We start from the raw sequence: 24,651 nt of genomic DNA, 5'->3' as shown, positions 1-24,651 counted from the left end.
ACCGTGCGGTGCATGCGATTCCACTTCACGGCAGGCTGGGCCACGGCGACGGAAGGGAACAAGAACCCCTGCGGAGTTGACGGAATCCGCCATAGGCTGGGGCCGATGGACGCACCGCAGACCGGCCCCGTGACGGATTCGCTGGACCGGCGCATCATCAGCGCGCTGCAGATCGACGGCCGGGCCGCCTGGCACCGCATCGCGGCGGCCCTCGGCGAGCCCGAACGCACCGTCGTCCGCCGGGGCACCCGGCTCCTGGAGTCCGGCCTCGTGCGGATCGGGGCGATGGCGATGCGCGGCCGCAGCGTGGTGGTCGGCGTCCGCTGCGCCCCCGGCCGGGCCCGGGTCACCGCGACGGCGCTGGCCCGCCGGCCCGACTGCGTCTTCGTCCACGTCCTGACCGGCACCCCGGACTGCGTCGCGGAACTGCGCTGGCCCCGTGAACGGCTGGCCGGCCTGGTGCTGGACGAACTCGCCGGGCTGCCGGGCGTGACGGAGACCCGCACCCTCCCGGTGCTGCGCCATGTCCGCACGATCCGCGAGTGGCACGCCGGCCTGCTCACCGAGGCCGAGATCGCCGCGCTGAAGGGCGCGGACCCCTCCGACGCCGCGTCCCCGCCGATCGCCGACCCGCTGCCCACCGGCGAGACGTCCTCCGAACTCTCCCGTGTCGACCGGCTGTTGCTGCACGCCCTTGCCGAGGACGGGCGCCGCACCTACGACGAACTCGCGCGCGTCGCGGGCGTCTCGGAGGCCACCGCGAGACGGCGCCTCGGCGCGTTACGCCGCGAGGGCAGGGTCCGCATCCGCGCCGTGATCGAACCGGCGGTGCTCGGACTGCCCGTCGAGGCGGTCCTCTGGGCCCGCACACCCCCGGCCAAGGTCGACTCCGTGACCGCGGCCCTCGCCGAGTCCACCCACGTCCGCTACACCAGCTTCGTCACCGGCGAACGCCAGCTCCTGATCCTCACCGCGTTCCCCGACGAAACCGCCCTCCACGACTTCCTGACCCGTTCCCCCTGGCTCGGCGAGGTGGCGTCGATCGACGTCAACCTCGTCCTCACCACCTTGAAACGCGGCGGCCTGCTGGCCCCTTGGCTGCAGGACTGACAGCACGCCTCTCATGCCTCATGGCGTGGCCTCCTGAATCGACCGGCCACCGCCCTGGACGTCCCCCTCGTCCCGCAGGACCCGCGCACGTACCTCACGGCGGGCCGGGCGGCGAGGGTGGAGACGGTGGCCCGCCTCATCCGTGTCCTGGACGCGCAAGGGGCCGTCCCGCCCGCGTGGACAGCCCGTACGAGTCCGTCCGGCTTGGGAATGTGACCGTGTCACCAAGCACAGCCTCCGGGACCGGGATGTGACGCCCGTCACTGATATTTTCTCGGTCATGCGGGAGACGGAGATCCACCTCGGTGAGCCGCCTGTCGTCGCGCTCATCGGTGTCGGCGTACACGGCGTCGCGGGGCGCGCGGACGTGTTCCGGCTCCCCGAGCTGTGGCAGCTGCACCTCTACCAGTACGAGGCCGAACTGACCGTCGACGGCACGGCCCACACCATCCGCCCCGGCCGGGTCAGCCTCGTACCACCCGACACCACGGTCCGCTACCGCTACCAAGGCCGCTCCGAACACCTCTTCGCCCACTTGCGCATCGTCCCGGCCGGACCGCTCCGCACGGTTCCGGTCGTCCAGGACGCCGGCCCCGAACTCCCCACGCTCACCGGCCTGTTGCTCCAGGCGGTGGCCGCCGCACCGAGCGAGCCCGACCGCACTCGGGCCGAGATCTGGACCACCCTGTGGCGCGTTGCCCATCTGACCCCGCCGGACGCGGCCGACCCGGGCCCGCACCCCGCCGTCACCACCGCCATCGCCCATATCGAGGCCCATCTCGCCGCCCCGCTCACCATCCCGGAGGTGGCGCGCGTGGCCGGTGTGTCCCACAACCATCTGACCCGGCTGTTCCGCGCCGAGACGGGTGGCACGGTCGTCGCCTACATCCGCCGCCGCAGACTCGAGCGCGCCCACCATCTGCTCCGCGCCACGACCCTCTCCATCCCCGCCGTGGCCGCCTCCGTCGGCATCCCCGACCTCCAGGCCTTCAACAAGGCGTGCCGCCGAGAACTGGGCGCCTCACCACGAGCCCTGCGCGGGGCTGTTTCCTGACCGCCGCCGGGATTCACGGCCGCTGCCCGCTCGCCTCGCGGGTCAGGAACTCCCGTTCGGCCGCCGTGGCGCTTACGAAGCCTGCTTGACCGCCTTCAGCACCACGAACTTCGCGTCGCTCGCGACGAGTTCACTGTTGCCGAAGAGCTTTCGCAGCGTCACGTGATAGCCCAGATGGCGATTCCCGACCACCCACAGCTCACCGCCCGGCCGCAGTGCCCGCCGCGCCCCGGTGAACATCCGCCGGGCCGTGGCGTCGGTCGTCGCCTGGTGCGAGTGGAACGGAGGGTTGTTGAGGACGAGATCCACGCTGTCCGGAGCCGATCCCTCGAGCCCGTCACCCACCCGGAACTCGGCCTTGCCGTCGGCGTCCGGCAGGTTCGCCCGGTACGTCGCCGCCGCCGAGGCCACGGCCTGGTACGACTCGTCCACGAACGCCACCTCGGCGTCCGGATCGGCCAGCGCGACCGCCGTACCGACCACGCCGTTGCCGCACCCCAGATCCACGACCCGCCCGCCGCCCCGGCCGCCCGGCAGATGCCGCAGGAAGAACCGGGTGCCGATGTCGAGCCGGTCGGCGCAGAACACGCCCGCGTGGTTGACGACGGTACGCCCGGCCAACAGGCCGATGTCGTCGGGGAGTTGGTAGGTGTACGGCCACGGATCGTTGCCGCGTGCCCGCAGCGTCGCCGCGTCCGGCGTGCAGAGGATCAGCCGTGCCTTCTGCTGGGCGAGCGAGGTGCGTGTCGGGCCGAGGATCCGCTCGAAGAGCCTGAGCGTCGAGGTGTGGATCTCCTTGACCATCCCGGTCCCGATCACGACCGTCCCCTCGTGCACGGCGGGCGCGAGCCGGTGCAGCTGGTCCTCCAGGAGCGCGAGGCTCTTGGGGACCCGGACGAGGAGCACGTCGACCCGGTCCGGGGGCGTGTCCCGGGTGGTGAGCAGCCGTACCGTGTCCGCCTCGACCTCGTTGCGCGTCAGGTTCTCCCGCGTCGCCTCCCGGCTCAGGAAGGAGTCGGTGATCTGCGTCGGCCCGTGCCCGGCGAGCGCCGTGGTCAGCGCGCCCCAGCGGTCGCCGACGACCACGACCGACCCGTCCAACGGCGTCCCGCTCTCCGCGAGATGGCGCAGCAGATATGTGTCGGACGCGTCCCACGCGCGCAGCCGGTCGCGGGGGTCCTCGGGAAAGCGGGCCAGGGCGTACTCGCCCCAGGGTGTGGTCATAGGGTCGCTCATCGTGTGCCCAGGCTAACCGAGCCCCAGCTCACGACCCTTCTTCCAGCGACCTCACGGCGAGCGAACTCGCTCGGGGCGACCTCCGAGCGACCTCCGAGTGACCTCCCGGCCGGCGATCTTTCGCCGGGCGGCGATGCGCGATGATGGAACCCATGGCCCCCATGGACGCCGAGCTGTTCCCCCGCGGGCGTACGGAGATCGCGCGGGGCGCCGTCCATGTGCCGGACTGGCTGGACACGGAGCACCAGCGGCGGCTCCTGGACGCCTGCCGCGACTGGGCCCGGCCGCCCGCCGGGCTCCGCACGGTCCGTACGCCGGGCGGCGGCACCATGACCGCCCGGCAGGTCTGCCTGGGCTGGCACTGGTACCCGTACGCCTACGCCCGCACGGTCGTCGACGGCGACGGCGCCCCCGTGAAGCCGTTCCCGGACTGGCTGGGCGAGCTGGGCCGGCGCGCGGTCGAGGACGCCCTCGGGGCGGAGGAGGCGACGGCCGCGTACGACATCGCACTGATCAACTTCTACGACGGCGACGCCCGCATGGGTATGCACCGTGACAGCGACGAGAAGTCGGACGCGCCGGTGGTGTCGCTGAGCCTCGGCGACACCTGTCTCTTCCGCTTCGGCAACCCCGGGACGCGGGCGCGGCCGTACACGGATGTGGAGCTGCGCAGCGGTGATCTCTTCGTGTTCGGCGGGCCGTCCCGGCAGGCGTACCACGGGGTGCCGCGGGTGCACGCGGGGACGGCGCCGCCCGGGCTGGGGCTGACCGGACGGCTGAACGTCACCCTGCGGGTCAGCGGCTTCGGCGGTGGCTGAGGCCCGCCGGGCGGGGTTCGCAGCCGTGCGGATCATGGGAGACTCGCCTTCATGGACGGGAAGGCGGCCCCCAAGGCGGCGGGCGAAGGGACACCGGCGACGACACGCACTCGGCTGGACCGGGGGAGGGGCGCGCTCGGTCCGGCGCTGGAACTCGTGCACACCGGACGGGCGCCCACCCGGGCCGTGCTCACCGCCGAACTGGGTGTCACCCGGGCCACGGCGGGCGCCGTCGCCGCCGAGCTGGAGGCGCTGGGGCTGATCCGGGTCGACGCGCACCCGGGCGCCGCCGCAGGTTCGCAGGGCAGGCCCTCGCACCGCCTCGAAGTCGCCGAGGACGGGCCCGTCGCCCTCGCCGCCCAGGTGCACGCCGACGGCTGGCGGGCCGCCCTGGTCGGGCTCGGCGGACGGATCGTCGCCACCGCGCCCGGCTGCGAGATCGTCGACGCCGACCCGGCGAAGGTGCTCGGCTCGGTCGTCGACGCGGGCGCCGAGCTGTTGCACGAGACCGGGCGGCGGTGCGTGGGCGCGGGCCTCGCCGTACCGTCCGCGGTCGCCGAACCGGCGGGTCTCGCGCTGAACCCGCTGCACCTGGCCTGGCCGGCCGGGGCGCCCGTCCGGGAGATCTTCGCCGAGCGGGTCCGCGCGGCCGGGATCGAGGGGCCCGCGTTCGCGGCCAACGACGTCAACCTCGCCGCTCTCGCCGAACACCGGCACGGCGCCGGACGCGGCTCCCGCGACCTGCTGTGTGTGGCCACCGGGCACCGGGGCGTCGGCGGCGCGCTGGTCCTCGACGGGCGTCTGCACTCGGGGAGTTCGGGCCTCGCCCTCGAAGTCGGCCACCTCACCGTCAACCCCGAGGGCCGCCCCTGTCACTGCGGCAGCCGCGGCTGCCTCGACGTCGAGGCCGACCCGCTGGCCTTCCTCACCGCGGCCGGCCGTGACCCCGGCCCCGAGGTCTCACTGCTCCAGCAGGCCAACGAGCTGATCCGCACCCAGTACGCCGACCCGGGCGTCCGTGCCGCCACCGAGGCACTCATCGACCGGCTCGGCCTCGGCCTCGCGGGCCTGGTCAACATCCTCAATCCCGACCGCATCATCCTCGGCGGCATGCATCGCCACCTCCTCGACGCCGACTCCGACCGGCTGCGCGCCGTCGTCGCCGAGCGCAGTCTGTGGGGCAGCCAGAGCGGGGTCGTCCCGATCCTGGCCTGCACGCTCGACCACAACAGCCTGGTGGGGGCCGCCGAGTTGGCATGGCAGCCGGTGCTCGACGACCCCCTGGGCGCGCTGGTCTGACCGGATTCACCGGGCCGGGGAACCCCGCAGCATGATCATGCGGGAGACCACGAACGTCACCGGAATCGCCGCCCCCGACGCGAGCAAGGGGGCGAACCGGTTGCCCGCGTGCAGGACGTCCACGATCACATACACACCTGCCGTCGTGATCAGGAAATTGGTGGCATTGGTCAGTGGGAACAGCAGGAATTTACGCCAGGTCGGACGGGTCCGGTAGGTGAATCTCGCGTTCAGGAAAAAGGAACCCGTCATGCTCAGGGCAAACGCGAGAATGTGTGCGGCGAGATAAGGAAGCCAATTGAGAAACAACAGGTAAAGGCCGTAATAGATCAGGGTGTTGACCACGCCGACCAGGGCGAAGGTGATGATCTGTCCCGATATTCGACGCTCTGTCACCGGCCGGGCCTCGGGGAGCGTCTTCGTTCGCGTCGCCGTCCGCATCAGCGAATGAGATCCTTCGTCGTGCCGCACGCCGCGCGCCCCTCCGTCTGCTCCACATTGGTCGCCTTCACCAGGAAGTGCGGGCGCCCCTTCACCTCGTAGTAGATCCGGCCGGTGTACTCCCCGATCACCCCGAGCATGATCATCTGTACGCCGGCGAGGGCGGTGACGGCCATGACGATGGTGACATAACCCGGTGTCTCCACGCCGTTGACGAGTGCGGCGCCCACGATCCAGGCCGTGTAGAGCCCCGCGCACACCAGCAGACACAGACCGAGGTAGAGGGCGGCCCGCAGCGGCCGGTTGTTGAAGGAGAGGAGTCCGTCGAGCCCGTAGTTGAGCAGGGACCGGAAACTCCAGGAGCTGCGACCGTGTTCCCGTACGGCGTTCTCGTACGCGAAGGTCGTACCGGGGAACCCGACCCAGGCGAAGAGGCCCTTGGAGAAGCGGTTGTACTCGGTGAGATCCAGGACCGCGTCCACCACCCGGCGGGACAGCAGCCGGAAGTCCCCCACGCCGTCGACGAGTTCCACGTCGACGAGACGGTTGACCAGCCGGTAGTACAGGCGCGCGGTGGCGGTCCGTAGGAGCCCGTCGCCGGTCCGGGTGCGGCGGGCGATGACCTGGTCGTAGCCCTGTTCGCGCAGGCCGACCATGCGGGCGATCAGTTCCGGCGGGTGCTGGAGGTCGGCGTCCATGACGATCACGGAGTCCCCCGAGGCGTGCCGCAGGCCCGCGAGCAGCGCCGCCTCCTTGCCGAAGTTGCGGCTGAACGAGACGTACCGCACGCGTGCGTCGAGTTCGGCCAGCTGCTTGAGGACGGCGAGGCTCCCGTCGCGGCTGCCGTCGTCGACGTACACGAACTCCATGTCGTGACCGAGCGGAAGCAGTTCCTCCGCGACCTTCTGGATCTCTTCGTGGAAGCGCGCGACGACGGCTTCCTCGTTGTAACAGGGTGCGACGATCGAGATGAGCATGGTTCTCCCCCAGGAGTGCGGTTCACAGAGCGGTGGTCAGGCGCTCGCGTGCGGTCGGGTCGTCGGGCGCGGGTCGAGTGGTGGCCAGAGGCGCGGGTGTGAACGCCACCCGGGCCCGTCGGCGGCGGACCGCGCCCGTCGCGCCGAGCAGCAGCGCGGCGGTGAGCGAGACGGCCCCGACCGCCGTGCCCAGGCGCAGTCCGGGCGGATGGAATGTGCAGGTCACGCTGCTCGCGGAGCCGTACAGGGGTACGGCGATCAGTCCGTAGTGGTCCTTGGCCGGTACGGCGGGAGCGTTGTCGGCGGCGCAGCGCCAGCCGGAGATCCGGGGCGCCGCGACGACCGCGATCCCCGTGCTGTGGGCGGGGAGTTCGGCCCGGATGGTCCCGTCGGACACGCTCACGCTGGTGGCGCCGGTGGTCTTCAGCTCCTCGACGGCGGTGCGCAGCCGCGCGGTGTCCAGGCAGCCGACCGCGCCGTCCGGGACGAGGCTCGTTTTGTTCGGCGACAGGTCGATCCGGAACCGTCCGGTGTCCCCGACCGTGCCCAGCCGCTGCATGGGAGCGATCTTGGTGACGGGCTGGTCGGACCGGAAACGCCCGGTCAGCCCCTCGCCGGAGGTGGAGCCCCCCGAGAGTCGCGCGGTGCCCGAGAAATGCGGCGCCCACAGGTACACCTCGGACCCGGCCGGGCAACTGCCCGTGATCGTCGGCTTCTGCGGCGCGCTCGCGTAGGGCAGCGGGCCCACCCGCACACCCGGCCGCCCGTCGTCGCTGGGCGACGGCGGCTTCCCGGCGGCGGTACGCACGGTGGAGCGGGGCACGGTGTACACCCGCGAGCCCAGCAGGAGCTCCTGGTTGCGGTACGGCGACGGCCCGAAGGCGGAGACGTCCGTACGGCCCTCGGCGCGGTCGGCGTGCGGCCGTACCGTCACCAGCGGCGGCACGTCCTGCCTGGTCACGGTCACCCCGCTGCCGTCCTGCGGGAACCAGTTCTGGTGCGGGTCCGGCGGGGAGTGCACCCGGGCCCCGACGGAGAAGATCGCGTCCGTGACGGCGTTGTCCAGGCTCTGCACGTTCCGGCCGCGTGAGGTCCAGCCGTCCCCGAGAGCGGTGAGCGTACGGCTGAGCACGTCGGAGGTGAGGCTGCTGTAGTACTGGGCGCCCTGCCCGCCCACCAGCAGCGGGTCGTTGCCGACGGTCTGCTCCCGGCCCGGGTCGGTCCGGTACGCGGGCCAGCCGTCGGCCTCGGCGATCGCCGCCGCCTGGTCCCGCTGCCGCGCGCCCCAGGGCGCGTAGTCGTCCATGTGCCCGAGCCGCAGCCGGGTGTCCGCGGCGGAGGTCACCGCGGCCTCGCCGAACTGCGTGCACACCAGCAGCGCCACGGCCAGGACGGCAAGGGGCCTGCCGCCCTCGCGCCTGAGCCCGAGCAGGACCAGACCGCCCAGCGCACCGGCGGCGGCCAGCAGGGCGAGCGGGAGACTGAAGGCGTGCAGCGTCCGCTCGCTGCCGCTCGCCACGGCGATCACCAGCGCCAGCAGCGCACCCGCCGCACCCAGCGCACGCGGGCCGGGAACGCCGTACGACAGCGTGTGCCAGGCGGCGATCACCACCAGCGCGCAGAGCACGAAGGCCTGGCGGTACGAGCTGCCCTGCGGGGTGGCGAAGGCGTGCCAGAGCAGATGCGTCGGCCCCCACTGCATCGACAGGGCCACGCCCACCACCAGCAGCGTCCACCCGGCGCGCACCCGCACGGGGGCCGCCCGGTGGAAGGGCAGGGCGAGCGCGAGCAGCAGAGCCGTGGTGCCCACGAACACGGCAGGCGTCCCGTAGCTGTACGTCCCCGGCAGCAGCCGGGCCAGCAGGTCCTCGCTGGGGACGGGCACGAACTGCCGGACCCGGCCCGGATGGGCATGCCGCGTGCCGAAGTACACGACCGCCACCAGGGGCGCGGCCAGACCCATGCCGAGGGCGGTGATCAGGGCGGCGCGGCCGGCCGCCGAGAGCCGCTGCCGACGCGAGAGGTCACCGAGCCACAGCCGGAGCAGCAGCACCAGGCCGGCGGCGAGGGTGGCCATGTACGCGGTGTAGAAGTTGGCGATCCAGGCGAGCGCCACGATCAGCACGCCGAGGAACGGGCGCCGCCCCCGCCGTGCCCATTCACCGACCAGGCACAGCAGCGGCAGGGCGACCAGGCCGTCGAGCCACATGGGGTTGTAGACCGCGTCCGCCAGGGTCCAGCCGCACAGCGCGTACGACGAGCCGAGCATGCCCGCCGCCCACCAGCGGCCGGGGCGCAGGCCGATCAGCAGCAAGGCCATCGCGGCGGCGGCCGACGCCACCTTCAGCAGTGTGACCGCATACACCGCGAGGTCGATCCCGTCCCTCGGGAACACCGCCACGAGCAGGGCGAACGGGCTGCTGACGTAGGTACCGATGTCGGGCAGGAAGCTTGAACCGAACCCGGACCGCCAGTTGACGAACAGGCCGCCGTCGGCCCTGCCGTGCAGCAGATCCCACAGGTGCGCGTGGAACGGGACGTACTGGTTGCCCAGGTCGTTGACGCTCCGGGTGCGCGGCCCGAAGGGATGGCTACGGGCGACGACGTCGGCGGCGCAGAGCACGGCGACGGTGAACGCGGCGGCGAACAGAGCTGCTTTTCCGCGCGGTCCGGGGACCGCTTTGGAACGGGATTTCGGCTTCACATCCGATCCCTGTCCGCTCGGCGCACCGGGTTCCGCTCAACGACCCACTTCATTTTTCGGCCGACCCCCACATTCGATTCGCCGAATTAGAGGCTTGGTGCTCCTTGAAGGTTGTGCCGTCGACGAAAAGTGAAAGCAATAATTCCGAATGCCGCGGGGGACGGGAAATGGGCAATTGCTTTTGAGGGGACGGTAGTTGTCTCCGAGGTGATCAGAAGGTTAACTCCGCCGTGAGACTCCACAACGCCGCCACGTGAGCCCGCCGCAGATCCGCCCGCCGTACGCACAGCCCGATCGGGAACGGCTCCGGAGGAGTGTCGGTGGGGATCGCCGTGAGCCGGTCGCGTACGGCGCTGTGGTCGAGCACCAGCCGGGGGACCACACCGGTCCCGCAGCCCAGCGCGACGAGGGCCAACAGCGCTTCGTGGCCCTCCGGCTCGGCCGCCAGGTCGGGTGCGGTGCCGTGGGCGCGGAACCAGCGGTCGGCGGCGTCGCGGACCAGGCCGCGGTGGGGGAGGACGAAGGGGCCGGCGAGGCCGGGGTCCGGGCGGTCGCACGCGGAGACGAACACCAGGTCCGTCCTCGCCACCGTCCGGCTCACCAGCGGCTCCGGCAGCCGCGCCGGGATGCCGGCGACCGCCACATCCACCTCGCCCTCGTCCAGCCGGGCCAGCGCGGCCGCCGCGTCGCCGGTGCGCAGATCGAGGCGGACCTGGGGGTGGGCCCTGCGGAACGGTGTCAACAAGTCGGGCAACAGAGCCTGACACGCCGTCACCGTCGCGAACACGGCCAGCCGCCCCGTGAGTTCGGCGGGGTCCGGGTGCTCCTCGCGGTACGCGCGCCACAACTCCAGCGCCTGGGCGGCGTATTCACGGAACCGGTGCCCCTCGGCCGTCAGCGAGACGCCCCTCGGCCCGCGGTCGAAGAGCCGGTGCCCGAGGTCGGACTCCAGTCGCTGCACGGTACGGGTCAGCGTCGCCGGGCTGACATGGCAGTCGAGACTGGTCCGGCCGAAGTTCAGCGTCCGGGCCAGATGCAGGAACAGCCGAAGCTCGCGATGATCGTCCCGCATACCCGCTCACCTGGGCCTTTCATCATCCGCAACAGTCCGCTGCAAAGGTTGCGCTTGTCGCAACGCCCGCCCGGACCCTACAACTCCACCATGACCACCTCCACTGTCTTCGCCCTCGAAACCATGGATGTGCCCGACGGCACCGAGACCATCCTGCGCGGCGGCCGCCACCTCTTCCCACTGCTGCCGCGGGCCTTCGCCGGGGTGCGCCGCATCGGGGTCATCGGCTGGGGACCGCAGGGCCGCGCTCAGGCCCGCAACCTGCGCGACTCCCTCGCCGGCACCGACATCACCGTCGCCGTCGGCCTGCGCCCCGGCTCCGCCTCGGCCGCCGACGCCCGCGCCCACGGCTTCACCGAGGCGGATGGCACCCTCGGCGACTGGCTCGCCGTCACCGCCGACAGCGACCTCGTCATCCTCCTGATCGCGGACGCCGCACTCGCCGCCCACCACCAGCAGATCTTCACCGCCCTGAAGCCCGGCGCCACCATCGGCCTCTCCCACGGCTTCCTCCTCGGCCACCTCCGGGAGACCGGCGGCGACTTCCCGCCCGGACACGGAGTCATCGCCGTCTGCCCCAAGGGCATGGGCGACTCGGTCCGCCGTCTGTACGAGCAGGGCGCCGAGATCAACGGCGCCGGAATCAACAGCAGTTACGCCGTCCACGCCGACCCCGACGGCCACGCCACCGGCCGCGCCCTCGCCTGGTCGGTCGCCCTCGGCTCCCCGTACACCTTCCGGACCACCCTGGAGAGCGAGTACCTCTCCGACATCGTCGGCGAGCGCGCCATCCTGCTGGGTGCCGTCCACGGCATCGTCGAGAGCCTCCGCACCCGCTATCGGCTCGCCGGGGACGACGAGGTGACCGCCTACGAGCGGTCCTGCGAGAACGTCACCGGCCCGATCGCCCGCACCATCTCCCGCGCCGGCCTCCGCGCGGTGCGCGAGGGCCTCGGCGCGGCCGGCCGGGACGTCTTCGACCGCGCGTACACGGCCACATACGGGCCCGCCCGTGACCTCGTCGCGGAGATCTACGACGAGGTCGCCGACGGCACCGAGCTGCGCAGTGTGATCCTGGCCGAACGACGCCTCGGCGCCCGTCCGATGAGCGAGATCGGCGGCTCACCGATGTGGTCCGTGAGCGACCGGGTGCGCGCCCGCCGGGACGAACGCGACCTGCCCGTCGAACCGTTCACCGCCGGGGTCTTCGTCGCCACCATGACCGCCCAGATCGACGAGTTCGCCGACCGCGGCCACCCCTGGTCGGAGATCGTCAACGAGTCCGTCATCGAGGCCGTCGACTCCCTCCTGCCCTACATGCACGCCCGCGACGTGGCCCACATGGTCGACAACTGCTCCCGCACGGCCCGCCTCGGCGCCCGCCGCTGGGGCCCCCGCTTCCAGACCGCCTACGAGCAGATCGCCTACCCGGCCGCCGAACGCCCGGCCGACCGGGGCCTGTTGGCATCCTTCGACACGCATCCCGTCCACGAGGCCCTGGCCGCCGCGGCGAAGCTCCGGCCGGCGGTGGACATCTCCGTGGTCTGACGGCTAGGCGGCCGCCCTGCGGCGAGGTCTGGCCACCAACTCCCCGCCGCAATGGGGGCAGATCTCGCGCATGGCCTCGCCGCAGGGCACACAGAACGTGCACTCGTACGAGCAGATGCGGGCCGGGGCGTCGGCGGGCAGGGTCGTCGTCTCACAGCGCTCGCAGCGGTCGCGCATCTCCAGTGCCATGTGTGGGCCTTTCCCTCGGATGGGGGTGCCATGACCTGTCACCTCCCATCCTCGACTCGCCGCGCGGGGCCGAAAGCCGCCTGCGGGTCAGAGATCAGCACGATCGGGCCACAGGCGTGTCACCACTGTCGGCCCTGCGGAAGCCGGTCCTGTTCGGGCGCGCTCACGTGCAGCACCTGGAAGACCTCGCCCTCGGCCGTGGGCGCGTCGTGGTCCCAGACCGAGAAGTGGACGATCTCCCAACGGCTGGTGTCCACGGCCGCTGCCGCGAGCACCGCCCCGTCCAGCGAGGCGAGCCGCCCGGTCTCACGCACGGCGTCCTCGACGACCTCGACCAACGGCACTCCGGCCGGGACCTGCCGTCGCCCGCGCACCGCCACCCGGGCGGACGAGCCGAGGTCGCCACCCGCCTCGTACGCCAGCCCCGTCCACTGACGGGCCGACGGACGCCCGAAGTCGTCGACGATGCCCTGGAAGCCGCCACCCCACAGGAAGGAGTTCATGCCCGCCATGCTGTTCCACAGGTAGAACGGCGCGTACTGGTTCACGGGCGAACCGTGCACACCGCGCTCACGTATCAGATACGCCTTGAGACCAAGGCCTTTCCAGGCGTCGAGCGCATGCCCGCGACTCGCCACGCGGTGACGGATGACGGCCATGTCGTAGTCGGCGGGCAGGGTGATCTCGTACTGCATCGCGTGCATGAAGTGCCTCCATGGGGCTGTCGAGTCGATGAGCGGCCTATCGAGCAGGCCGGAGGAGCGCGAGCAGCCCCCGCACCCCCGCGTCGAAGGCCGCGGGCGAGCCCGACGCGCGGGCCAGGACATATCCGCCCTGCACGGTCGCCACGATCGTCGCGGCGATCTCCTCGGCGTCCAGCTCCGGCGCGAACTGCCCCCGCTCCTTGCCCTCTTCGACGAGTCCGGCAAGACGCTCACGCAGCCAGTCGATCGTCTCGTCCACCGGTGCCCGCAGCCTGTCGCTCGCGACGACATCCGGGTCCATCGTGAGCCGCCCGACGGGGCAGCCGCGCAGCACATCGCGTTCCCGGCGCAGATACGCCCCGATGCGCTCGTACGGTGTGCCGGGCCCGTCGAGTACTCCCTCGGCAGTGGTCCGCAACTCCTCGGCGGTCCGGCGAATCGCCGCGAGCGCCAGATCGGGCTTGCCCTTGAAATGGTGGTACATGCTCCCCTGGCCGGCGCCCGAGCGCTCCAGGATGGCCTTGGGGCTGGTGCCCACGTAACCGCGCTCCCACAGCAGCTCGCGCGTGGACTCGATCAGACGCTCAGGGGTGCTCATGCTCCCACTGTACATACTAGTAGTTACAGAAATAGTAGTCACAGAAATGAGGCACACAGAACTGAGCACGCTCGACGAGCCGGGGCAGGCCACGAGCATCCTCGTGCGGGCGGGCCCGGGCGTCAGCCGGCAGGAAATGGTGGACGCCCCGACTCCCGTACTGCCGAGGGGAATCGAGGCGATCACCGGTCAGGGGTCCGCCGAGGAGAACACGGCGGGTGGCACGCCTGGATGTCCTGCGTGCCACCCCTACCGAATGACGTACGGACGGCCGCCGATGTGCGACCAGTGGGTCACCGCCCGGTCAGCCTGCGACGGCCGACCGGGCGGGAGCGTGTTCGGACCTGCGGCCAGGCGCGGCGGGCCTGTGTCCGGTGCCGTTCGTCTGTCCGGCGTCGAGCGTCAGCCCGGAGTCGTACGGAGAGATCTTGGGCACCGCGGCCGTGGACGCCGACAGCGTGAACCACACCACCTTCCCCGACTCGCCGTGCGGCCGCACACCCCAGCTCTCACTCACCGCGGCGACCATCGCGAGACCGCGACCACAGGTGGCGAAGGGCTCCGCGTCCTGGACGATCGGGAGGCGGGGGTCGTTGTCGTGCACCGAGACCGTGAGCCGGCCGAGGAGCAACTCCATCTCCACGGTGCACATCTTGTCCGGCTCCGCGTGCTGGTGGACGTTGGACAGCAGCTCGGTCACACCGAGTGCGGCCCGGTCTATCAACGGATCCAGATGCCAGTAGCGCAATTGCGCAGATACGATTCTGCGGACCTGGCCGATCCGCGACGGCAGGGCTTGGAGCTCCACCGTGCAGTGCCTGCTTTGCTGGCTGATCACGGCTGCGACTCCCCGAATTGAGTCCGGAAGAAGATCGGAGTACGGATCCAGCGAGGTGGCTGGGCGAAAAACGCCGCCTGCTGTGGTGCGGCCGCCTGACGACTGCCGCCTGGGCGGAAGCCTGGACTGCCGCCTGCTCATGGGGTGGCTGCTGACGACCACCGCCCGCTGACATGGCCGGCGGGCTGGTTCGCAGCGTTATCGCCGGTAAACCCAGAGTGACGTGAGACCAGAGTGACTCAGGGGGTCCGGTCCCGCAACTCGCGGTTCATCAGCCGCTGCGCCCCGCGGCCTTGCGCACCGCCTCTATGAAACGGCGGGCCGACGGCGGCCCGGGCTTCCCCGGAGCCGGGTCCTGCTCGTTGAGCGTGAGCGTGTAACGGGTTCCGTTGACGTCGGCCAACGCCCGGTCCTCGTTCGCGAACCAGGGCTTCGAGGCCCGTACCGCCTGCACCGGGGCGCTGTCGATCTCACTGCCGTAACTCGTGAGCAACTGCAGGCGACCGCCCTCGATCCGGACCTGTCCGGCCCGGGTGAGCTGCCGCAGCCTCTTTCCGATCCGCACGCCCGTGGCCGTGAACTCCGGCTCCGCCATGTGCCCCGCCCCCTAGTGTGCTTCGGCCGTCCTCTGTCGTGATCCGTCGCGGACCGTGATCCAGTGTGCCCGAGGTCGCTGTCCCCTGGGCGGCCCCGGTGGCGTCGTACTCGGCCCGTGCGGTGAAGTCTGCACGTCCCCGGCGTGGAGCACCAGTGCGCACGGTTGGTCGGGGGCGGGGTTCCGGCGCACGCGCGGCATGCGCCCCCCATGCGCCCCGCGCATCCTCGCCACAGGAGTGTCCTTGAGGTACTCAAAGGCATGTTTATGCAGGTGAGAAGCGTGCGGAAGGTGTTTATCATCGGGAGGTCCGACGCCGCGATCCGCCGTCGGCGCAATGCGTGAGGAGCACGCCGTGAGCACCACCCACCCCACCCGTCCGGACGTGACCCTCGACGTCGATCACAGCGACACCGGGTACCGGACCTGGCTCAAAGAAGCCGTCCGCAAGGTCCAGGCCGACGCCAACCGTTCCGCAGACACCCATCTGCTGCGCTTCCCGCTGCCCGAGAGATGGGGCATCGACCTGTATCTCAAGGACGAGTCGACCCACCCCACCGGCAGCCTCAAGCACCGCCTCGCCCGCTCCCTCTTCCTCTACGGCCTGTGCAACGGCTGGATCCGGCCGGGCCGCCCCGTCATAGAGGCGTCCAGCGGCTCCACGGCCGTCTCCGAGGCGTACTTCGCCAAACTGATCGGCGTCCCCTTCATCGCCGTCATGCCGCGCACGACCAGCGCCGAGAAGATCCGCCTGATCGAGTTCCACGGCGGCCGCTGCCACTTCGTGGACGACTCACGGAAGATGTACGAGGAGTCGGCCCGCCTCGCGGTGGAGACCGGCGGCCACTACATGGACCAGTTCACCTACGCCGAACGGGCCACGGACTGGCGCGGCAACAACAACATCGCCGAATCCGTCTTCCGCCAGCTGGAGTTGGAGCGGTTCCCCGAGCCCGCGTGGATCGTCGCGACAGCCGGCACCGGCGGCACCTCCGCGACCATCGCCCGCTACGTCCACTACATGCAGTACGACACCCGCATCTGCGTCGCCGACCCCGAGAACTCCTGTTTCTTCGAGGGCTGGACCACCGGCGACCTCGATGTCACCTGCGACTGCGGCTCCCGCATCGAGGGCATCGGCCGCCCCCGCATGGAGCCCAGCTTCGTCCCCGGTGCCGTCGACCGCATGATGAAGGTCCCAGACGCCGCCAGCGTCGCCGCCGTACGAGCCCTGGAACAGTCCATCGGCCGCAAGGCCGGCGGCTCCACGGGCACCGGCCTGTGGAGCGCGCTCAAGATCATCGCCGAGATGGTCTCCGAGAACCGCCAGGGCAGCGTGGTCACCCTCCTGTGCGACCCGGGCGACCGCTATCTCGACAAGTACTACTCGGACGAGTGGCTGGCGGAGCAGGGCCTGGACATCGCACCGTACGCGGCGGCCATCGAGACCCTGCTGGAGACGGGCGTGTGGGGAGACTAGGGGTACGTGAGGCCGGGGCCCAGTGCCGGTCTCTCAGGGGCGCGGGGAACCGCGGGACCAGCCACCGACGGCCGGCAGTCTCACGTCGCCCTCAGTAACAACGGCGCTCACATGTCGGCGCTGTCGTCAGAGTCCTCCCCGGCCACCACCAACCGCCGCAAATGCTCAGCGATCTCGCCCCGAGCCTGCGCGGCCAACCCCGCGTCCGTCACCAACGTATCCACCTGCTCCAACGCCGCGAACGAACTCAACCCCACCGTCCCCCACTTGGTGTGGTCGGCCACCACCACAACCCGCCGCGCCGACTGCACGAGCCGCCGGTTCGTCTCGGCCTCCGCCAGATTCGGCGTGGACAGCCCCGCCTCGACCGATATCCCGTGCACACCGAGGAACAGCACATCGAAGTGGAGCGTCGCGATCGCCTGATCGGCCACCGGCCCCACCAGCGAGTCGGACGGCGTACGTACCCCACCGGTCAGCACGACGGTCGCCGCACCCTGCCGGGGCCCGGACGTGCGCTGGGCGGCATGGAAGACATCGGCGACCCGCACCGAGTTCGTCACCACGGTCAGATCCGGCACGTCCACCAGCCGGTGCGCGAGCGCGTACGTCGTCGTACCCCCGGACAGCGCGATCGCCGACCCCGGCGCGACCAGCTCCGCGGCGGCCCGCGCGATGTCCTCCTTGGCGCTCAGCTCCAGCCCGGACTTCGCCTCGAAACCCGGCTCGTGCGTGCTCGCCTCGGCCACCGGCACCGCACCGCCGTGCACCTTCTCCACCGCGCCTTGGCGGGCGAGCGCGTCCAGATCGCGGCGCACCGTCATGTCCGACACACCGAGCTTGCGCGTCAGCTCGTTGACCCGGACCCCGCCCCGCCGTCGTACCTCGTCGAGGATCAGGGCACGGCGCTGCTCGGCGAGGAGGTTCTGGTTCTCACTCACGCCCGCTCCGGTCCTTTCGCCCCATCACGTCCGACACGCCTTCCATACCCCCTCCGACGAGGACATTCCCCCTGTCCCCGGTCCCGAGGACGCCCCATATTCGCATGCCCCACCACCGGTGACGCCACTACCTGCACAGGCGCGGGTACGTCACGTTCCGTCCTCGCGCCCGCCACTATCACACGGATCGGGGAGATTCCGTGACCACAGGTGTACGAGTCACGCCCAGCGGCGATCATCAGTGCCTGCACATCACATCTGACTTGCGGCGCTCACGGGGGAAGCGGAACAGTGGATCGTGCGACGGAACATACGACACATACGGAACCCAGGGAACATCCGGTACCCACGGAAGCGGGCGAGCACCAGGACTCCGACCGCATCACGCCGGACGGAACAGCCCTCGAACTCCTCGTCCACGGCGTCGGCGGCACCACCCCCGAACGCATGCTGGACGATCCGCGCACGGTCCGGATCACCGGCGACGACACGGCCGCCGTCTTCCGGCGCATCGACGACGCCGACGCGGAGGCACGGCCCGCGGACTACCGCGGCAAGCCCGTCCCCGAGGCCTATGTGTGGTGCAACCTCACGTCCGGAAACGGCTCCCGCGCCCTGTGGCTGTTGCTGCTGCCGTTCATGGTCGTCAACCTCGCCCACTGGATGCGCCCCACCACCCGGAACCGTCGCCGGACGGTACGCCTCTACGGCCTCCTGGTCCGCCTGACCGGCCTGACCCTCACCGTGCTGCTCGTCGCCGCCGCCTGCGAGGTCGCCCTCGACCTGACCGCCTGGCAGTGCGCGGGCGCACGCGCGTGCGCCGAGGAGCACACCTGGCTCGGCTTCCTCTCCCCGGCCGTCTCCGACGACGGCTGGTGGAGTCAGCCCGGCCGCCGCCTCGCCCTGGCCGGCCTGGTGCCCGCCGCGCTGACCGGCCTCCTGTGGTACCTCTCCCACCGCACCTGGAACGAGTACGAGTCACAGCGCCCCATGGACCGCGACGACGCCCGCCCCGATGGCGAGACGACGGCCCGCGTCGCACCAGACGTCGAGGACACCGCACGCGTCGCTCTCGGACGGCCCGGCTTCTGGTACGGGCGCCGACTGGTGGCCAGGCTGCGTGCCGGCCACGCGGCGGCCGGCTTCCTGACGGTCGCGGCGGCGGTCGGCACGTCCGCTGCCCGCCACGACCGCCGGGCGGGCGGCCCCGCCGTCCTTGAGCTCCTGGGCTGGCTGCTGAACGCGGCACTCGTCGTGCTCACGGTCGTCGTGGTGTGGGTGGTGTGCCGCCGGGGCCGCAGCGAGAACCGCCTCGACAAGGAACTGGACGAGCACCTGGTACGCCGCCTGCCCGCCGGTTCGCTCGCCCTCCTCGTGCTCGCCATGGTGTATGCCGGGTGGTCCCGCCCCGACTGGACGTCGGCGGGCCGGCTGCCGGGAGACATGACCTTCGGCGGGATCACCCTGGTACAGGGCCTGCTCGTCATCGCGCTCGGCGTGGTCGCCCGCACTCTGTACCGCTCCCGCCCCGACCCGCGCACCGCCATGTACGGCCTGGCCGGCCCCGCCGTCGCGATGCTCGCCTGCGCCCTCGGCGGCGTCATGTCGGCAGGCGTCGCCCAACGCGTCGCCGACTGGCTGGGCGGCACCGACGACGCCCTGCCGGGCCCACCCGTCCTCCTCACCTGGCAGGCCTCCGTCATCCCGCCCCTCCTCCTGGTCGTCCTCGGCCTCCTCGGCTGGCTGGCCCGCCGCACCTGGGTCCTCCGGCGCGCGGAGATGGCGGCGGTGGAGCGGGAGTACGACGTGGTGAAAGGCCGGCCCCACCACAGACGCCCGGCGGAAGAGCGACCGGACGAGGAAGCAGAAGGCCGACCGGACGAGGAAGCAGAAGGCCGACCGGACGAGGAAGCCGAAGAACGACCGAACGAGGAAGCCGAAGAACGACCGAACGAGGAGCACGAGTCCCAGGACGCCGGCCGCACCCGCCGTATCGCGCGCACCCGTGCCATGGCCGCCCTCACCGACCGCGCGCCCCGCATCATCGGCATCACCTCCACCGTGACGCTGCTCCTCGGCGCCGGAGCCCTGGCCGGCGCCCTGGCGACGCGCGAGACACCGGCGAAGGCGGCGCACGACTCGTACGACTGCGTCGCGGGTGCCGCCGAGACCGCGCAGACGCTGGGGTCCTGGCTGATCGGCGTGGGGTTCCTGCTCTTCGTCACCTGGGGGCGCAGGGCCTACAAGGACGCCTCCGCACGCCGCACGATCGGCATCCTCTGGGACGTGGGCACGTTCTGGCCGCGCGCCGCCCACCCGTTCGCACCGCCCTGTTATGCCGAGCGGGCCGTGCCCGATCTGACCTGGCGCATGGCCACCTGGACCCGCACCACGGGTGGCCGGCTCGTCCTCTCCGGCCACTCCCAGGGCAGCGTCCTCGCGGCGGCCGCCGCCTGGCAGCTGACCCCGTCGGTCCGCAAGCGGGTCGCGCTGCTCACGTACGGCTCACCGCTGGAGCGGCTGTACGGGCGCTGGTTCCCCGCCCACTTCGGCCCGGAACCGCTCGCCTCCCTGCACCGCGAGGTCGACTGCTGGCGCAACCTGTACCGCCTCACCGACCCCATCGGTGGCCCCGTACACCTGACCAGCAGATACGGGCCGCAGGTCGACGCCGAGCCCTTCAAGGACCCGCTCGCCTACGGCCGCACCGGCGCCCACCCCCTGCCCGCCCCGATCCTCGGCCACTCCGACTACCAGGCGGACCCGGCTTTCGGCGACGAGCGGCAGCACCTGCTGGCCCGGATCGGACCGGAGCTGCCGGGCCCACGGAAGTCCTAGCGCACAGTGGCCCGAGTCCTGGTTCGCAGCGCGCCCGCAGCCCCTGTCACTCGTCGTCCGGGCAGGAGATGTCCCGCTCCGGCCGCTCCCCGGTGAGCAGGAAGGTCGTCACGGCACGGTTGCCGCACGCGTTCCCCGTCCCCAGATACGCGCCGTGTCCGCCGCTCTCCAGCGTGACGAGCCGAGCGCGGTCGCCCAGCGCGCCCCGCAGCTTCAGGGCGCCGAAGTAAGGGGTCGCCGGGTCCCGCCGATGCTGGAGCAGGAGGATGTTGGACGGCCCCTCGTCGGTGATCCGGGTCGGCTTCTCCACGGGCTTGTCCTTCCAGAAGGAACACGGCGTGACGTTCACCGGAATCCCGGCCGTGAGCGGATACCGCACGCGGTTGTCGGCCACCGCCCGCTCGAACGCGCCCACCGACGCCGGCCAGCGCACGTCGTTGCAGATCACCGCCATCACCGCCGCCGCGTCCTCGTCGCTCATCGGCCCGGCCACGTCGGGTGTCAGGACCGGCGTCGCCCTCGGGTCCAGGGCCTGGCGCATCAGCAGGGCCAGTTCGTCGAACGAGTTGTCGTTGTACAGGGCGTTCTGCATCACCTGCCGCAGTCGGTTGCCGGTCAGGGGCACGCCCTCGGTGGTCGTCGCCCTCGGGGCGCGGTCCAGCGCGGCCGCCAGGGACAGGAACAACGGCCGTACGTCCTCCGGCTTCTCGGTGAGCCGCAGGCCCGCAGTCTCCCGGGCGGGGTCGGCGGCCCAGGCGGCGAAGTCCGGGAACCGGTCCTCCGCGCCCCGCGCCATGCTCGCCAGCCAGCCCCGCGCGACCAGCCGCGGATCGGGGTCGTCATTGCTGTCCAGCACCCAACGGTCCGTCCGCTCGGGGTACTTCTGCGCGTAGACCGCGCCCACGTACGTCCCGTACGACACTCCGTACGCCGACAGCCGCTCCTCGCCCAGGGCCTGCCGGAAACGGTCGATGTCACGCACCTCGTTGGCGGTGGTGAGGCTGCGCAGCACCGCACCGCCGTTCGTGGCGCAGGCCTCGGCGGTACGCCGGGACCGCGCCACGTTCTCGGCGATGTCCCCGTCGGGCGAGGGCCAGGACCGCAGGGTCACCAGGTGCCGGTCGTCGGCGGGGAGCCCACAGCTCGCCCGCGTACTGCCGCCCACACCGCGGGGGTCGAGGCTGACGATGTCGTACGCGCCGCCGAGTTCGTTCCGGAGCGCGTTCCCCTGCTGGGTGAGCCGCTTGACGCCGGAGCCGCCCGGTCCGCCCGGGATCACCAGCAGCGTGCCGCGCCGTGCCTCGGGGGCCTCGCTGCGCAGTCGGGAGACGGCGAGCGTGAGCTGCGCGCCGTCCGGATCGCGGTAGTCGAGCGGTACGGGCAGTTCCGCGCACTCCTGACCGGCGGGGCCGTTCGGCTGGGCGCAGGGGCGCCAGGTGAGGGCGGGGGAGGAGGGGGCCGCCGTGGCGGCCGCCGGGCCGGTGACGGCGGTCAGCGTGGTGGCGGCGGCCGAGACGGAGAGGGCCAGGACCAGGGCTCGTCGAGTGCGATGCGTCATGGGGATCATGCTGTCCGCCGGATCGCTCCGGTCCCATCCGGCCGACAGCACACCTGTGGTGGGGTTTTCCCCCTGGGGTGAACCCCCGGCCCCTCCGCGGCTACGGCAGCTCCGGCAGGTCCTCCGCGTACAGCAACGTCAGGTCGTCCGTGCTCGGTTCGGCGACCTGGGCCACCCGGCTCGCGTGGCGCTCCACCATCGCCTCGAAAGTCTGCCGCGCGGTACGGCCGTTGCCGAAAGCCGGGCCCTTCGGGATCGCCGTGAAGTACTTCAGAAGCGCGTCACCCGCACCCGGCGCCAGCCGGTACTCGTGCTCCTCGGCCTGCTGCTCCACGATGCGCAACAGCTCGTCGGGGACGTAGTCGTCGAAGGTGATGGTCCGTGAGAAACGGGACGCCACACCGGGGTTGACGCTGAGGAAGCGCTCCATCTCGGCCGTGTAGCCCGCGACGATCACCACCACGGCGTCCCGGTGGTCCTCCATCAGCTTCACCAGTGTGTCGATGGCCTCCTTGCCGAAGTCCCGGCCCGAGTCCTCCGGCGACAGCGCGTACGCCTCGTCGATGAACAGCACACCACCACGGGCCCGTTCGAAGGCCTCCTGGGTGCGGATCGCGGTGGAGCCGATGTGCTCGCCGACCAGGTCCACCCGGGACACCTCGACGAGATGCCCCTTCTCCAGGACGTCGAGCGAGGCCAGGATCTCGCCGTACAGACGGGCGACCGTCGTCTTGCCGGTGCCGGGGGAGCCCGTGAACACCAAGTGCCGTTTGACGGACGCCGCCTTGAGGCCGGCCTGCTGACGGCGGCGGCCCACCTCGATCATGTCGGTGAGGGCGCGCACCTCGCGCTTGACGCTGTCCAGGCCGACCAGCGCGTCGAGTTCACCGAGCACGGCCTTCGAGGCTCGCACCGGCGTCTCGGGTTCCACGGAGGGCACGGTGGCCGGCGGCTGCTCGGTGGTGCGCTGGCCCGGGATCGAGCCCAGCAGGCCGGGCGACTGGGCCGTGGTCTGGGTGGCGGTCTCGGGCGCGGCCGGGGGCCGCACCCCCGCGCTCTCGTCGCTGGTGCAGTCCTCGACGACGGGGCCGCCGCCCGCGGTGCCGGGCCCGCCGTCCGCGAACTCGTAACCCCCGCGCGCGCAACGCTCCGTACGGCATTTGCGCAGCGTCGCCCGGCAGCCGTCGATGATGTGGAAGCCGTAGCCGCCGCTGCCCGTCACCCGGCAGTTGAGGAAGCTGCCGCGGCCCCCGGCCGAGACATAGAAGCCGGCCTCGGCGGGCGAGGTGACCGTGCAGCGCTCGATGGTCGGGTCGGCGCCCTTGGTGACGATCACGCCGGTCTGCGTGCCGTCCACGGTGCAGCCGTTGAGGGTGCCGCCGCTGCCGTGGTCGCGGAACCAGGCGCCCGTCGCCGCGTCCCGGATCCGGCAGTCGTCGAGCTGGGCGGTCGCCCCGTCGCTCACCGACACCGCCGTGTTCCGCACCTGCGACAGATCACTGTCGACGACGTCCGCGCGTGAACCCCGGTCCAGCACGAACAGCGCGTCGGGCACGTCGTGCACCCGGCAGGACTCCAGCACCGCCGTCGCGCCGTCGCTGACCCAGACGGCCGGATAGTCGCCGGTGCTGTCGAAGATCTCGCACTGGTTGGCGTCCACGCGCGTGCCCGGGTCCCACACCGACAGTCCGTTGCGCCCGAACTGCCGTACCGACGTGCGGGTCAGGGTGAGGACGGAGCGCGAGCGCAGGTCCACCGCGTTCTCCGGGATGTCGTGGATACGGCAGTCCGCGAGGGTGAGCACGGCGTCCGTGTCGAGCGTGACACCGTCGGCCGTCGTACGGTGCACGTCGCAGTCGGTGAGATGGGCCGTGGCCCGCCCGGTGATCTGTACGCCGCTGCCGCGGACCTCGTAGACCTCGCATCCGACCGCTTCCAGCGCGGAGTTCTCCCCGGTCGCCGTCAGGCCCGAACCCGAGGTGTGGTGCACCCTGCACCGCTCCAGCCGTGGATGACCGCCGCCGCGCACCGCGACACCGGCCTGGCCGGCCGCGACGACCTCGCACTCCTCGAACACGCCGCCGCCGCCGTCGACCACGGCGATGCCGATCCCGGCCGGGTTGTCGACCGTGCAGCGCCGGACCGTCGGGCGGGCGCCGCCGCGCACCTCGATGCCGGCCGCGGAACGCGTGACGATCCGCAGGTCCAGGAGCTCGGGTGTGCCGTCCTCGACGAGCAGCGCGGGGGCCGCCGCGTCCTGGCCCTCCACATGCAGGTCCTGCACCACGGCCGAGGCGGACACCGTCAGCGGCACCCCGTCGAGGGGCGCGATGCGAACCGAGCCGGGCGAGCCCTCCGGGCCGCGCAGCGTGACCCCCCGCTGCACGACGAGGTTCTCCCGGTACGTGCCGGGAGCGACGATGAGCACATCGCCGTCACTCGCGGCCTCCAGGGCCGCGGCGAGCGACGTGTACTCACCTGTGCGGCGCCGCCACCGCGATGTACCGGTGTGCGTCACCTGGACCGTGCCCTGTGCCATGGCGTTGCTGTGCCCCCACCTCGTGGAACGCGGGTCGATGCCGAACAGTTCGGCTGGTCGGTCCACCGTAGCGTGCGCGGACAGGGGGAGTTGACCGGAGTCGGAAGGCGGC

General features: G+C 71.7%; 20 protein-coding genes. 7 read left to right on the top strand and 13 right to left on the bottom strand.

All coding sequences use genetic code 11. From position 1 onward, the window contains the following. The first annotated feature begins 105 nt into the window (after nucleotides 1-105). Both JIX55_RS06655 and JIX55_RS06650 read left to right on the top strand, forming a co-directional pair. Nucleotides 106-1,110, top strand: a complete 1,005-nt coding sequence (locus JIX55_RS06655) for an Lrp/AsnC family transcriptional regulator (protein ID WP_257562313.1) — start codon at nucleotides 106-108, stop codon at nucleotides 1,108-1,110. Between the two features lie 280 nt (nucleotides 1,111-1,390). Then, nucleotides 1,391-2,164: an AraC family transcriptional regulator gene (locus JIX55_RS06650; protein ID WP_257562312.1), complete on the top strand. Its 774-nt coding sequence runs from the start codon at nucleotides 1,391-1,393 to the stop codon at nucleotides 2,162-2,164. 72 nt (nucleotides 2,165-2,236) lie between these two features. On the opposite strand, the gene JIX55_RS06645 is transcribed toward JIX55_RS06650, so the two are convergent. Further along, a complete protein-coding gene (locus tag JIX55_RS06645) occupies nucleotides 2,237-3,388 on the bottom strand; it encodes a methyltransferase (RefSeq protein ID WP_257562311.1) in 1,152 nt (383 codons plus the stop codon). 173 nt (nucleotides 3,389-3,561) lie between these two features. Between JIX55_RS06645 and JIX55_RS06640 the strand changes: the two genes are divergently transcribed. Both JIX55_RS06640 and JIX55_RS06635 read left to right on the top strand, forming a co-directional pair. After that, complete coding sequence (locus tag JIX55_RS06640; protein WP_257569238.1) at nucleotides 3,562-4,218, top strand: alpha-ketoglutarate-dependent dioxygenase AlkB family protein; 657 nt, start codon at nucleotides 3,562-3,564, stop codon at nucleotides 4,216-4,218. A gap of 51 nt (nucleotides 4,219-4,269) precedes the next feature. Beyond that, nucleotides 4,270-5,517 carry an ROK family protein gene (locus JIX55_RS06635; protein ID WP_257562309.1) on the top strand — a complete coding sequence of 416 codons (1,248 nt, stop codon included), beginning with the start codon at nucleotides 4,270-4,272 and terminating at the stop codon, nucleotides 5,515-5,517. A gap of 6 nt (nucleotides 5,518-5,523) precedes the next feature. On the opposite strand, the gene JIX55_RS06630 is transcribed toward JIX55_RS06635, so the two are convergent. From JIX55_RS06630 to ilvY, 4 genes are all read right to left on the bottom strand, one after another. Further along, nucleotides 5,524-5,958 (bottom strand): GtrA family protein, encoded by a 435-nt coding sequence (locus tag JIX55_RS06630; protein WP_257562308.1) that lies wholly within the window; start codon nucleotides 5,956-5,958, stop codon nucleotides 5,524-5,526. Continuing rightward, on the bottom strand, nucleotides 5,958-6,935 hold the full coding sequence (locus JIX55_RS06625) for a glycosyltransferase family 2 protein (protein ID WP_257562306.1): 978 nt from the start codon (nucleotides 6,933-6,935) through the stop codon (nucleotides 5,958-5,960). The genes JIX55_RS06630 and JIX55_RS06625 overlap by 1 nt, the downstream gene beginning before the upstream one ends. Nucleotides 6,936-6,957: 22 nt before the next feature. Further along, on the bottom strand, nucleotides 6,958-9,639 hold the full coding sequence (locus JIX55_RS06620) for a YfhO family protein (protein WP_257562305.1): 2,682 nt from the start codon (nucleotides 9,637-9,639) through the stop codon (nucleotides 6,958-6,960). A gap of 211 nt (nucleotides 9,640-9,850) precedes the next feature. Continuing rightward, complete coding sequence (ilvY, locus tag JIX55_RS06615) at nucleotides 9,851-10,711, bottom strand: HTH-type transcriptional activator IlvY (protein WP_257562304.1); 861 nt, start codon at nucleotides 10,709-10,711, stop codon at nucleotides 9,851-9,853. A gap of 90 nt (nucleotides 10,712-10,801) precedes the next feature. Here ilvY and JIX55_RS06610 point away from each other — a divergent pair, with 90 nt between their 5' ends. Then, on the top strand, nucleotides 10,802-12,259 hold the full coding sequence (locus JIX55_RS06610) for a ketol-acid reductoisomerase (protein ID WP_257562303.1): 1,458 nt from the start codon (nucleotides 10,802-10,804) through the stop codon (nucleotides 12,257-12,259). Nucleotides 12,260-12,262: 3 nt separating this feature from the next. Here JIX55_RS06610 and JIX55_RS06605 read toward each other — a convergent pair whose 3' ends face one another. The 5 genes from JIX55_RS06605 to JIX55_RS06585 form a co-directional block, all read right to left on the bottom strand. After that, on the bottom strand, nucleotides 12,263-12,448 hold the full coding sequence (locus JIX55_RS06605) for a DUF1272 domain-containing protein (RefSeq protein WP_257562302.1): 186 nt from the start codon (nucleotides 12,446-12,448) through the stop codon (nucleotides 12,263-12,265). Between the two features lie 119 nt (nucleotides 12,449-12,567). Then, nucleotides 12,568-13,152: a DUF4865 family protein gene (locus JIX55_RS06600; protein WP_257562301.1), complete on the bottom strand. Its 585-nt coding sequence runs from the start codon at nucleotides 13,150-13,152 to the stop codon at nucleotides 12,568-12,570. Nucleotides 13,153-13,189: 37 nt separating this feature from the next. Further along, nucleotides 13,190-13,750, bottom strand: a complete 561-nt coding sequence (locus JIX55_RS06595; protein ID WP_257562300.1) for a TetR/AcrR family transcriptional regulator — start codon at nucleotides 13,748-13,750, stop codon at nucleotides 13,190-13,192. A 304-nt stretch (nucleotides 13,751-14,054) separates the two neighbouring features. After that, complete coding sequence (locus JIX55_RS06590) at nucleotides 14,055-14,588, bottom strand: ATP-binding protein (protein ID WP_257562299.1); 534 nt, start codon at nucleotides 14,586-14,588, stop codon at nucleotides 14,055-14,057. Nucleotides 14,589-14,859: 271 nt separating this feature from the next. Beyond that, entirely contained in the window at nucleotides 14,860-15,183 is a 324-nt protein-coding gene (locus JIX55_RS06585) for a hypothetical protein (RefSeq protein ID WP_257562298.1), read from the bottom strand. Nucleotides 15,184-15,538: 355 nt separating this feature from the next. On the opposite strand from JIX55_RS06585, the gene JIX55_RS06580 reads away from it, so the two are divergent. Continuing rightward, nucleotides 15,539-16,663, top strand: a complete 1,125-nt coding sequence (locus JIX55_RS06580) for a PLP-dependent cysteine synthase family protein (RefSeq protein WP_306819989.1) — start codon at nucleotides 15,539-15,541, stop codon at nucleotides 16,661-16,663. 107 nt (nucleotides 16,664-16,770) lie between these two features. Here the strand turns inward: JIX55_RS06580 and JIX55_RS06575 are convergent, their stop codons facing one another. Further along, nucleotides 16,771-17,604, bottom strand: coding sequence for a DeoR/GlpR family DNA-binding transcription regulator (locus tag JIX55_RS06575; protein WP_257562297.1), 834 nt, complete (start codon nucleotides 17,602-17,604; stop codon nucleotides 16,771-16,773). 291 nt (nucleotides 17,605-17,895) lie between these two features. On the opposite strand from JIX55_RS06575, the gene JIX55_RS06570 reads away from it, so the two are divergent. Continuing rightward, on the top strand, nucleotides 17,896-20,442 hold the full coding sequence (locus tag JIX55_RS06570) for a hypothetical protein (RefSeq protein ID WP_443046384.1): 2,547 nt from the start codon (nucleotides 17,896-17,898) through the stop codon (nucleotides 20,440-20,442). 46 nt (nucleotides 20,443-20,488) lie between these two features. Here the strand turns inward: JIX55_RS06570 and JIX55_RS06565 are convergent, their stop codons facing one another. Together JIX55_RS06565 and JIX55_RS06560 are read right to left on the bottom strand one after the other, a co-directional pair. Further along, nucleotides 20,489-22,000, bottom strand: a complete 1,512-nt coding sequence (locus JIX55_RS06565; RefSeq protein WP_257562296.1) for an alpha/beta hydrolase — start codon at nucleotides 21,998-22,000, stop codon at nucleotides 20,489-20,491. 100 nt (nucleotides 22,001-22,100) lie between these two features. Then, nucleotides 22,101-24,539, bottom strand: coding sequence for a right-handed parallel beta-helix repeat-containing protein (locus JIX55_RS06560; RefSeq protein ID WP_257562295.1), 2,439 nt, complete (start codon nucleotides 24,537-24,539; stop codon nucleotides 22,101-22,103). Between the last annotated feature and the right edge of the window lie 112 nt (nucleotides 24,540-24,651).

It is taken from the genome of Streptomyces sp. DSM 40750 (genome assembly GCF_024612035.1).
Taxonomy (GTDB): domain Bacteria; phylum Actinomycetota; class Actinomycetes; order Streptomycetales; family Streptomycetaceae; genus Streptomyces.
The sequence above is the reverse complement of the archived record's forward strand: the minus strand, read 5'-3'. Positions and strand labels throughout refer to the sequence as shown.

Coding starts and splice junctions, on each gene's coding strand:
- JIX55_RS06640 (WP_257569238.1), top strand. CDS start 3,562: ATGGACGCCGAGCTGTTCCCCCGCGGGCGTACGGAGATCGCGCGGGGC.
- JIX55_RS06565 (WP_257562296.1), bottom strand. CDS start 22,000: ATGACGCATCGCACTCGACGAGCCCTGGTCCTGGCCCTCTCCGTCTCG.
- JIX55_RS06635 (WP_257562309.1), top strand. CDS start 4,270: ATGGACGGGAAGGCGGCCCCCAAGGCGGCGGGCGAAGGGACACCGGCG.
- JIX55_RS06595 (WP_257562300.1), bottom strand. CDS start 13,750: ATGAGCACCCCTGAGCGTCTGATCGAGTCCACGCGCGAGCTGCTGTGG.
- JIX55_RS06600 (WP_257562301.1), bottom strand. CDS start 13,152: ATGCACGCGATGCAGTACGAGATCACCCTGCCCGCCGACTACGACATG.
- JIX55_RS06605 (WP_257562302.1), bottom strand. CDS start 12,448: ATGGCACTGGAGATGCGCGACCGCTGCGAGCGCTGTGAGACGACGACC.
- ilvY (WP_257562304.1), bottom strand. CDS start 10,711: ATGCGGGACGATCATCGCGAGCTTCGGCTGTTCCTGCATCTGGCCCGG.
- JIX55_RS06585 (WP_257562298.1), bottom strand. CDS start 15,183: ATGGCGGAGCCGGAGTTCACGGCCACGGGCGTGCGGATCGGAAAGAGG.
- JIX55_RS06610 (WP_257562303.1), top strand. CDS start 10,802: ATGACCACCTCCACTGTCTTCGCCCTCGAAACCATGGATGTGCCCGAC.
- JIX55_RS06630 (WP_257562308.1), bottom strand. CDS start 5,958: ATGCGGACGGCGACGCGAACGAAGACGCTCCCCGAGGCCCGGCCGGTG.
- JIX55_RS06655 (WP_257562313.1), top strand. CDS start 106: ATGGACGCACCGCAGACCGGCCCCGTGACGGATTCGCTGGACCGGCGC.
- JIX55_RS06625 (WP_257562306.1), bottom strand. CDS start 6,935: ATGCTCATCTCGATCGTCGCACCCTGTTACAACGAGGAAGCCGTCGTC.
- JIX55_RS06650 (WP_257562312.1), top strand. CDS start 1,391: ATGCGGGAGACGGAGATCCACCTCGGTGAGCCGCCTGTCGTCGCGCTC.
- JIX55_RS06560 (WP_257562295.1), bottom strand. CDS start 24,539: ATGGCACAGGGCACGGTCCAGGTGACGCACACCGGTACATCGCGGTGG.
- JIX55_RS06645 (WP_257562311.1), bottom strand. CDS start 3,388: ATGACCACACCCTGGGGCGAGTACGCCCTGGCCCGCTTTCCCGAGGAC.